This is a genomic window from Romboutsia sp., assembly GCF_051659545.1.
Classification (GTDB): domain Bacteria; phylum Bacillota; class Clostridia; order Peptostreptococcales; family Peptostreptococcaceae; genus JBOFOR01.
Genome location: NZ_JBOFOR010000297.1, coordinates 1 through 9,176, shown reverse-complemented (window position 1 = coordinate 9,176; position 9,176 = coordinate 1). Strand labels below are relative to the sequence as shown.

The 9,176-nt window shown below is 28.7% G+C and carries 9 protein-coding genes; 4 read left to right on the top strand and 5 right to left on the bottom strand.

Annotated elements, in window-relative coordinates:
* Nucleotides 1-92 precede the first annotated feature (92 nt).
* The 5 genes from ltrA to ACRC03_RS17680 all read right to left on the bottom strand — a co-directional run bounded on the left by ltrA (nt 93) and on the right by ACRC03_RS17680 (nt 5,420).
* Entirely contained in the window at nt 93-1,367 is a 1,275-nt protein-coding gene (gene ltrA, locus ACRC03_RS17700) for a group II intron reverse transcriptase/maturase (protein ID WP_438653926.1), read from the bottom strand.
* A 758-nt stretch (nt 1,368-2,125) separates the two neighbouring features.
* Nucleotides 2,126-2,632, bottom strand: coding sequence for a 3'-5' exonuclease (locus ACRC03_RS17695; protein WP_438653925.1), 507 nt, complete (start codon nt 2,630-2,632; stop codon nt 2,126-2,128).
* Nucleotides 2,633-2,774: 142 nt separating this feature from the next.
* Nucleotides 2,775-3,830 (bottom strand): murein hydrolase activator EnvC family protein, encoded by a 1,056-nt coding sequence (locus ACRC03_RS17690; RefSeq protein WP_438653924.1) that lies wholly within the window; start codon nt 3,828-3,830, stop codon nt 2,775-2,777.
* A 23-nt stretch (nt 3,831-3,853) separates the two neighbouring features.
* On the bottom strand, nt 3,854-4,750 hold the full coding sequence (gene ftsX, locus ACRC03_RS17685; RefSeq protein ID WP_438653923.1) for a permease-like cell division protein FtsX: 897 nt from the start codon (nt 4,748-4,750) through the stop codon (nt 3,854-3,856).
* Nucleotides 4,734-5,420: a cell division ATP-binding protein FtsE gene (locus tag ACRC03_RS17680; RefSeq protein ID WP_438653922.1), complete on the bottom strand. Its 687-nt coding sequence runs from the start codon at nt 5,418-5,420 to the stop codon at nt 4,734-4,736. Before ACRC03_RS17680 ends, ftsX begins: the two co-directional genes overlap by 17 nt.
* Nucleotides 5,421-5,884: 464 nt before the next feature.
* On the opposite strand from ACRC03_RS17680, the gene ACRC03_RS17675 reads away from it, so the two are divergent.
* From ACRC03_RS17675 to ACRC03_RS17660, 4 genes are all read left to right on the top strand, one after another.
* On the top strand, nt 5,885-6,448 hold the full coding sequence (locus ACRC03_RS17675) for a DUF6431 domain-containing protein (RefSeq protein ID WP_438653921.1): 564 nt from the start codon (nt 5,885-5,887) through the stop codon (nt 6,446-6,448).
* 176 nt (nt 6,449-6,624) lie between these two features.
* Nucleotides 6,625-7,878 (top strand): DDE-type integrase/transposase/recombinase, encoded by a 1,254-nt coding sequence (locus ACRC03_RS17670; RefSeq protein ID WP_438653920.1) that lies wholly within the window; start codon nt 6,625-6,627, stop codon nt 7,876-7,878.
* Between the two features lie 15 nt (nt 7,879-7,893).
* Complete coding sequence (locus tag ACRC03_RS17665) at nt 7,894-8,703, top strand: ExeA family protein (RefSeq protein WP_438653919.1); 810 nt, start codon at nt 7,894-7,896, stop codon at nt 8,701-8,703.
* Between the two features lie 10 nt (nt 8,704-8,713).
* Nucleotides 8,714-9,028 carry a hypothetical protein gene (locus ACRC03_RS17660; protein WP_438653918.1) on the top strand — a complete coding sequence of 105 codons (315 nt, stop codon included), beginning with the start codon at nt 8,714-8,716 and terminating at the stop codon, nt 9,026-9,028.
* Nucleotides 9,029-9,176: the final 148 nt, after the last annotated feature.

Here is a 9,176-nt window from a genome sequence, read left to right as displayed (position 1 = left end):
ATCGAGTAGGAAAAACTCGGGGTAATTAATCCCGAGTTCAGACCTCTCACAGAACCGTACGTGCGGGCCTCGCATACGGCTCCTGATAAATTTTAGTTGCTACATCTGTAGCAATACAAAGTATTAACTTTTACTTTAGACATGTCAAATAGTTTGATTTCGTCAAACCACGTATTTGGAAGTGCCATATGTATTAATGTAGATGATGAGTTTCTCCATCTACTCATAGATATTTTTTTGAATTGCCCTTTATATCCCAGTCGTCTGAGCTGTTTATGTAATCCCTTCGGGGATTTCCATTCTTTCATCTTCTTCATTCTGAGCCTTCGCTTAATCCACTTGAAAAGTTTTCCAAATTCAAATTTACAATTTGCAATTCTGAAATAATTTGTCCAACCTCTAATTACTGGATTTATTTTACTAACAACTGCATCAATGTTTAATCCACTATTTCTTGGTGTTAGTTTTCTAATTTTATCTTTAAATTTTTCTACTCTTTTAGGATGTATTATCATATAGTTTTTCTTAATTATAAATCCTAAATATGATACACCATCATATGCATTAGCAATGTGTGTCTTTTTCTCATTAACTTTTAGTTTTAATTCATCTTCTAAAATTTTAACAGCGATAGCTTTATATTTTCCTGCATCTGACTTCGTCCTAGCAAAAATTAATATATCATCCGCATATCTTACTATTCTAATTTTATTATCCTTCATGTAGTTATCAAATTTAGTCATGTAGATGTTCATTAGCAAAGGTGATATTACTCCACCTTGTGGGCTACCAATTTCTGTATCCTGTATCTCAAACTTTTCCTTGATACCACACTTTAAGAATTGTTCAATCAGTTTAAGTATTTTACCATCACTAATCTTTTCATTTACTGATTTTAAAATAATTTCATGATTTAATGTATCAAAACATTTGGATAAATCCATATCAACAACATATTCTAATCCATATTTATTCATAAACATTTCTGCCTTTGCTATCGCATTATGACATGACCTTTTCGGTCTATATCCAAAGCTAGATGGATGAAAACTTGGCTCAAAAATTGGCTCTATTACATTCCTTAATGCCTGTTGTACAACTCTATCTCTTACTGTAGGTATGCCTAGTGGTCTTTTAGTTCCATCATCCTTGTCTATATACACCCGTTTTACAGGTGATGCTATATATGTATTTGTCTTTAGTTCATGATGAAGTTTTACTATATTAAAATCTAATTTCTCGTTAAACATCTCAATAGTTTCTCCATCTTCGCCTGGAGCACCCTTATTGGACTTAACTTGCTTAAAAGATTTATATAAATTTTTCTTATCATATACTTTATCTATCAAACTATACCATTTCTTCATCATGACCTCCTACTTCGCTTGATGTTAATTAGATTACTCTTAACTAAACCGTATTATTTTCTTTATGCTAGTTAGATTCTCTAGCCTTTGGCAATATTCTTAACTCTCACATAAATACTATACTTATGCGGGCGATAGCCCTAGATAGTTCGTCACTTCCTGGGCTAACGTTCCTTTTAGTATTTCAACTAAAATTATCTTCATTTAAGTTTAGAAATCATATTTCTACTCAAATCAACTTTAATTTACCTTCATCCCTTCGCAAGCATACACACTTTTGGTAATGTATACCTTATTACAACTAGGTGTAATATCTTCTTAGTTTTACCCTCCATACTGTTACCAGACTTCATAGGCTAAGAGTTAATAACTACTACGGAATCATCTGCCATCCTGCACCTTTCAATTATTCCTTATATTTCTACTTGTTCAAATCTATCTGCAATTGCAGAAGAGTACAGGACTTCTTCAGATAAGTCTACCTGCCTGAATATGAACGCATCCATCTTAACTATTAAAGTTATCCAACTTTAGGGCTTTCCCATATTTTGCAAGGTTACCCACTTTAATAGCCAACTTTGGTTTACTTACGTTATGTTCCATATTCCCCCTTCGGCTTCCTTCAGACTCACCGTTACCAGTGACGCCCTTGCTTACGGGTTATCTTCCTGTTGGTTAGGCGATAAGGTTTCTTTCAACCTATCGGCTCAGTAGACATGCTGAACGTACAAAAAATAAGCGTATAAATTTACGCTTATTTAATCTTCATCTTTTATTACTAAAAATAACTGTGCTGTAGCTAAAGTATCACTATCTGCTCTATGTGCATTTTTATTTTCTATATCATAATAGGCACAAGCAGTTTCTAATTTTTTATTTTTTCCTTTATAACTTTTCATTTTTTTTAACATTTCTAATGTACAAATATAATTTTCTATTGGAGGTAGGTTCATTTCTTTCAAATAGAAATTCAAAAATTTCAAATCAAACTTAGCATTATGAGCTATTATAGTTTTATCACCTATATATTTTCTAAATCTAGGTAATACTTCCCCTATACCCTCTTCATTTTTTACCATTCCATCATCTATATTAGTTATCTGTGTTATATGATATGGTATATGAGATTTTGGCTTTATTAATCTCGAGTAATTTCTAATAATTTTATAATCTACTATTTCCGTTATGCCTATCTCTATTATTTCACAACCTTTATTCGGGTCTAGTCCCGTTGTTTCTAAATCTACAACTATATATTCTTTCATAATTTTTCTCCTTAAAATAAACTAATTATCTATATTTTTAGAGGCAATGCAGCTTTTTAGGTAATATAATTTTCTTAAGCGTAAAAAATAAATACCTATTATATATTATCATATAATAGGTATTTATTTTATATCATCTTGATTAATTTATATAACCCATCGGATTTGTATGCTTACCATTTATTCTTACTTCAAAGTGTAAATGTGGTCCTGTTGATCTTCCTGTTGATCCTATTCTAGTTACAACTTGTCCTTTTTCAACTCTTTGACCTACAGATACTAATAATGCACTATTATGAGCATAAAGAGTTACTTTTCCATCATCATGTTGAATCATAACTGTATTTCCATAAGAACCTTGAACTCCTGAGAATATTACTGTACCACTATCTATTGCTACTGCTGGTGTTCCCTCTGGTGCTGGTATATCTATACCTGTATGCATTTTTTGTACATTTAAAACTGGATGTAATCTATATCCATAAGGTGAACTTACACGACTATGCCCTGGTACAGGCCATGATCCGCTAGATATAACTGCTCCATTTTCAACATCTACTTTACTTTGAGCCGCTAGCTTTTCTACTTCACCTTCTAAGCTTTCTTCTTCTTTTTCTAATTTAGATTTTAAACTTTCTAATTCTGCTTTATCTGCTTTTACAGCTTCATTGTCATTTTGTAATGAAAGTTTTAAATCTTCTTGGTTTTTCTTTTTAGTTTCTAGTTCTTTTTCTTTTTCTTTTACTAAAAGTTTATTTTCATCTAATTCCTTTAATAAAACTTTATCTTGTTCAACAACTTGTTTAACCATATAAATATTGTTAAAGAAATCTGATAATGAATCACTACTTAGTATAACTTTCATATATCCTATAGAATAGTTACTGCTTATAACTTTTAATCTTTGTCCTAATAATTCTTCATTTTTAGCTATTTTTTCTTCTAATATTTTTATCTCAGACTTAGTTGACTCAATTTCTGAATCTATTTTGCCTATTTTTGCATTAGTATCTTCTATATTTTTTTCAATTTCTGCTACTTTTGTATCTAAACCTTTAATCTTTCCAGCTATATCTTCCTGTTCCTGTCTGTTTTCAGTAAGCTGTTTATCTAATTTTTCTTCTTTATTATCTGCATATACGAAGTTTGTTGTAAATAACATTGAACAAACTGTTAGTATTGATAGTATTTTTTTCACTCAACTTCCCCCCCTAAATATTTTTATACTTTTAAATGTTTTTTTACTGATAATATACTTCCTAACACACCTACCACTATACCAGTTGCAACTAAAACTAATGATAATGTAGATGAAACGTTACTTAAGGGAAGTATTGAATTTCCAATTATAGAATTTATACTTGTCACACCACTTTGTATAACACGGCTATAAATAAATACACATGTTCCTACAGCTAAACCTGCACCTAAAATTCCTATTACAAAACCTTCTACAATAAAAGGCGCTATTACAAATATGTTGCTTGCTCCAACATATTTTATTATTTGAATTTCTTCTTTTTTGCTAAGAACTCTACTTTTTATAGTATTTGATATTAGCACTAAACAAATTAATAGTAAGAAACTTATTATTAATCCACCAAACTTTTTAACTTTATTTGATATATCTAAAAAGTTTTGCATTATATCTTGATGGTATTCTATCTTGCCTGCACCTTCTAATTTTACTATTTTATTTGATATTGTTTTTATATTATCTGGATTATCTATTGTTACTACGTAAAAATCATCAAGCGGGTTTTTTACGCCCTCTAAAAGATATGAGTCTTCTCCCCAGCTACTTTTCATGTCATTAAAAGAAGATTCTTTTGATTTATATTCTACTTTTTCTACACCTTCTACTTTAAGTAGATTACTTTCAAGTGTTTTTAAGGAATCTTCATCTAATTTTCCATCTACAGCAACTCTTACTTCATTTATTTCATCTTCTGCTACTTTTATAAGCTGATTTATGTTTAAAACTACTGAAAGGACTACTCCAAGTATTATCAGCGTTGCTGTAACTGATATTATAGATATAAAGCTCATAGCTTTATTACTAAAAACACCTTTAATTCCTTGCTTTAAACTATATAAAAAACTAGACAATAACTTCATATGACTCCCTCTTTGTATCCTTTAATATTTTTCCTGATTCAATTTCTATTGTTCTTTTAGGAAATAACTTTAATATTTCAATATCATGAGTTGCCATTATGACTGTAACGCCTTCTTCATTTATTTTTTCTAATATTTTCAATATTGCTACAGAGTTATCTATATCTAAGTTTCCAGTACATTCATCTGCTATGATTATAGACGGTTTGTTAGCTATAGCTCTAGCGATACCAACTCTTTGACATTCTCCACCTGAAAGTTCCGATGGATATTTATTATGTTTATCTGCAATCTTTACTTTGTCTAATACTTCCATTACTCTAGGCTTTATGTTTTTAGGATTTGCTCCTACTGCTCTCATTGCTATCTCAACATTTTCATAAACTGTCTTTTCTTTTAACAACTTAAAATCTTGAAATATTATACCTAAATACCTTCTATGGTTATGTATTTTTGAGTTTTTTATTTTAGTAATGTCTTCTCCTCTAACAGAAATTCTTCCTGATGAAATCTTTTCTTCTCTCGTTAACAATTTCAACAATGTCGACTTTCCTGCTCCTGAGTGTCCTACTAAAAACACAAATTCACCTTGTTTTATTCCTAAATTTATATTATCTAATGATTTATTACCATCAGAATAGATCTTATCCACATTAGTAAATTTAATCATTTATACCACTCCAATATTTCTTTTTTTGTTATTATTACAACTTTATTATTTATATTATATCATTTTTTGTAACTCTTTTGTAACTTTTTTATGAATTTAGACTATTTTCCTAAATTTAACATGAATTTTATGCTTTTAAGTTTACTAATATTGCTTATATTTATCAAATTTGCACATTTTTTATATTTTACTAAGCATAAAAAGTCTTAATATAATGTTATACGTCAATTTATTTCATATGAAAATATACCTAAAAAAGCAATTTAAAATATCTTTCATTTAATAGAAGATATCTTAAGTTGCTTTTTTAATAATCAGATTATATAATCTGATGTAAAAGATTATAATTAATAGTTTTTGGATAATATTCCATCAAGAGGTGAAAAAGATTATAACGAAAAAAGGAGAAGACTTTTCGCAGAGCCCTCCTCCTTAAATCTAAAACTTATAATCTAATCGTATTTATGTTATTAACCAATTTTCCTAACTTTATACAAAGAATAATAAAAAATTCAGAAGAAGATTTCTATCAAGTAATAAATGGCTGCGCCAATTGTAACTATGCTGGAAATTTACATAGACATGCTAGCTATTATCGTACAGTTATCTGTAAAGAAATTACTGCTAGAGTTAAAATACAAAGAGTAATATGTCCAGTTTGTAGAAAAACGCATGCACTAATCCCCTCTGATTTAATTCCATACTTTCAACATACTCTAGAAACTGTAGTAATGTTATTAGAAATGTTAATTGTTAAAAAAAAATATTATACAAGAATAATCGAAGATTTAAACATAATAAATCCTTGCTTTTCACTTGGACATATAACTTTTTATATAAATAGATTTAAATCCAATATTGATAATATTACTTATTATTTAAGAGTTTACTGTGAAATATTTCTTGAAATACCCGTTAGGGATAGTGATATTGTAACTCAAATATTAAATCTTAAACCTAAATATTTCAATGTAAATTACTTTTTAAAATTAAACAGATCTTTCATGGATACGCCTATAAAAAAATAATGTAGGCTAATTTTTCATGTAAAAATACAATTTTATCAGTTATAAATAAAGTCATTTCCTCATCTTTCCATAAGGTAAAAAAGATAAATTTCCTTACCCCACACAACATTGTAAGTTTTCAAATAAATGGTATTGTTAATCCTTTTAATAGAAACTATTGAAAGGAAATATTAAAAATGGATGAAGAAGCAAGAAGACAAATAGCACTATTCAGATATTCATTAATTGTACCAATACTAAATAATAATTTTCCACATAAAACTGTTGTAGATTATCTTCAAGATATTTGTGCTAAGCAATATGATGTTCCTCTAGGACTAAAGAAAGAATATGCTCCTGCAACTATAAAGGAATGGTTAAGATTGTACAAATTAAAAGGAATTGATGGCTTATATCCTAAAAATAGAAGTGACAAAGGAGAATCTAGAAAATTGAAAACTGAAATTAAAGAAGTAATTTTAAATCTAAAAAGGGAAAACCCAAGAAGAACAGCAAAGTCTATTCATCAAGAAATTATTATAAGAAATATTGTTAAACCATCAGATATTTCACTATCAACAGTTCAACGATATTTAAAAAATCAAACTGATATTAAAGCAGAAACAATAAAGGATAGAAGAGCATTTGAATTTGAAAATCCAAATGACTGTTGGCAATCAGATATTTCTGTTGGACCTTATTTGACTATCAACGGTAAGAAACATAAAACCTATATAATTGCTTTTTTAGATGATTCATCAAGACTAGTTGTTAGTTGCAAAGCCTTTGAAATAGATAGCCTAACGGCTGTATTATCAGTATTTAAAGATGCTATAGCAAAGCGAGGTGTTCCTAAAAAAGTATTCTTTGATAATGGAAAGGTATTTAGAGCTATACAAATGGAACTTATCTGTGCATCACTAGGAACAACTAGATGTTTTGCAGAACCGTACTCACCTCAATCAAAAGGGAAAATAGAGAGATGGTTCCAAACACTACAAAAACAGTGGCAACATTTATTAGATACAAGTTCTTTTGCATCTATTGATGAACTAAATGTATCTCTTAATCATTATGTAGAATCACAATATAATTCTACACTTCATAGTTCTATAAAGGCGAAGCCTATAGATAAATTTTTATCTAATCCTAATGAATTAAGATTACTATCATCACAAGAGTTAAGTAATTCATTTTTATATAGAGTAAATAGAAAGGTTAAAAATGATGCAACTGTATCTATAGATAATAAACTTTATGAAGTTCCTGTTCAATATGTAGGAAATAAAATTAACATAAGATATGATCCTACCAATGAAGATGAAGCTTTTATATTCTCAGAAAATGGAGAAAAACTTGATAAAATATTAAAAGTAAATAAAATAGATAACTCAAAAATAAAACGTGGTAAAAATAAATCTACAGTAGATTTTAGCCCATATTCAATTTAGAAAGGATAAATATTTATGTATAAATTATATTTTGGACTTACAATAGATCCATTTAGTAAAGAAGTTGAAAAAAATAATTTCTATAAATCTAATCAATTTAATCAAGCATTAAGTAGACTAGATTTCCTTAAACAAAATAAAGGATTTGGTTTAATCACTGGAGAACCTGGAGCAGGAAAATCATCATTGCTTAGGTACTTCAAAGAAAACCTAAATCCTAATTTATATAAGTGTGTGTATATTCCACTAACAACACTTACGGTTATGGATTTTTATAGAGCCCTTTGTGATGGACTTGGTGTGGAGCCTGCTTGTAAAAAAGTTGCTATGTTTAAGCAGATACAAGAGTCCATCTACAACTATTACACCAATAAAAATATTACTCCAGTTATAATAATAGATGAAGTACAGTTTATAAAAAACTCAGTACTTGACGATCTAAGGATAATATTTAATTTTATGATGGACTCTAAAGATCTTGCAATAGTAATATTGACAGGTCAAATAAATTTTATACATCAAATTAATAGAAGTAATCATGAGGCTCTTCGCCAGCGCATAGCTGTTAGTTATAATTTAGAAGGATTAACTTGTGAAGAAGTAAGAGATTATGTAATAAGCCGCTTACGCGTAGCTGGATGTAGTGAACCTATCTTCGATGAGGATTGTTTTGAATTACTTCATTCTATGACAAATGGTCATCCTAGGGAGATTAATTCAATTGCTAAAATGTGCTTAATATCTGCAGCATCAAAATCAGTAAGGCAAGTAACCAAAGAAGATATCTTTAATGCTCATAATGAAGTTAGTATAATTCTAAAATAAGGAGAACTTTATGATTTTTGAATGTAGAAGGAAAATAAATGGTGAACTTGAGTCATGGAATGGAAAAATAGAGTACTTTGATAAAAGTGAGACACAACTAGAGCTACATATTTCAAGTAGATCTTTTATACATATAATTATAGGTGCTTCAGAATATGGAAATTTTGCTTGTATACCTAACTTTGATGGTGGATGTTATTTATCTGAGTTTAAAGATGTATTTTGGAATAGTGAGAGACTTACTAAAATCATGGGTGAAGTTGATGGAATTACAGCCGCCAAGGCAATAGAATTTATTGATAAAAATATTGATTTATGGAACTAGAAATAGTTCCTTTTTTAATTACTGGCGAAGCCATTAATTGTATAATTAAATTATCTTAAAGATTATATAATTTGACCAAAATTATATAATTAATAGAGGCAAATTATTCAATCTCCTTAAATTTATGAAAAATAGGATAATTTAAAGT

Bases quoted from the DNA above. Each gene is read 5' to 3' on its own strand.
- ltrA (WP_438653926.1), bottom strand. From the start codon at position 1,367: ATGAAGAAATGGTATAGTTTGATAGATAAAGTATATGATAAGAAAAAT.
- ACRC03_RS17695 (WP_438653925.1), bottom strand. From the start codon at position 2,632: ATGAAAGAATATATAGTTGTAGATTTAGAAACAACGGGACTAGACCCG.
- ftsX (WP_438653923.1), bottom strand. From the start codon at position 4,750: ATGAAGTTATTGTCTAGTTTTTTATATAGTTTAAAGCAAGGAATTAAA.
- ACRC03_RS17680 (WP_438653922.1), bottom strand. From the start codon at position 5,420: ATGATTAAATTTACTAATGTGGATAAGATCTATTCTGATGGTAATAAA.
- ACRC03_RS17675 (WP_438653921.1), top strand. From the start codon at position 5,885: ATGTTATTAACCAATTTTCCTAACTTTATACAAAGAATAATAAAAAAT.
- ACRC03_RS17670 (WP_438653920.1), top strand. From the start codon at position 6,625: ATGGATGAAGAAGCAAGAAGACAAATAGCACTATTCAGATATTCATTA.
- ACRC03_RS17665 (WP_438653919.1), top strand. From the start codon at position 7,894: ATGTATAAATTATATTTTGGACTTACAATAGATCCATTTAGTAAAGAA.
- ACRC03_RS17660 (WP_438653918.1), top strand. From the start codon at position 8,714: ATGATTTTTGAATGTAGAAGGAAAATAAATGGTGAACTTGAGTCATGG.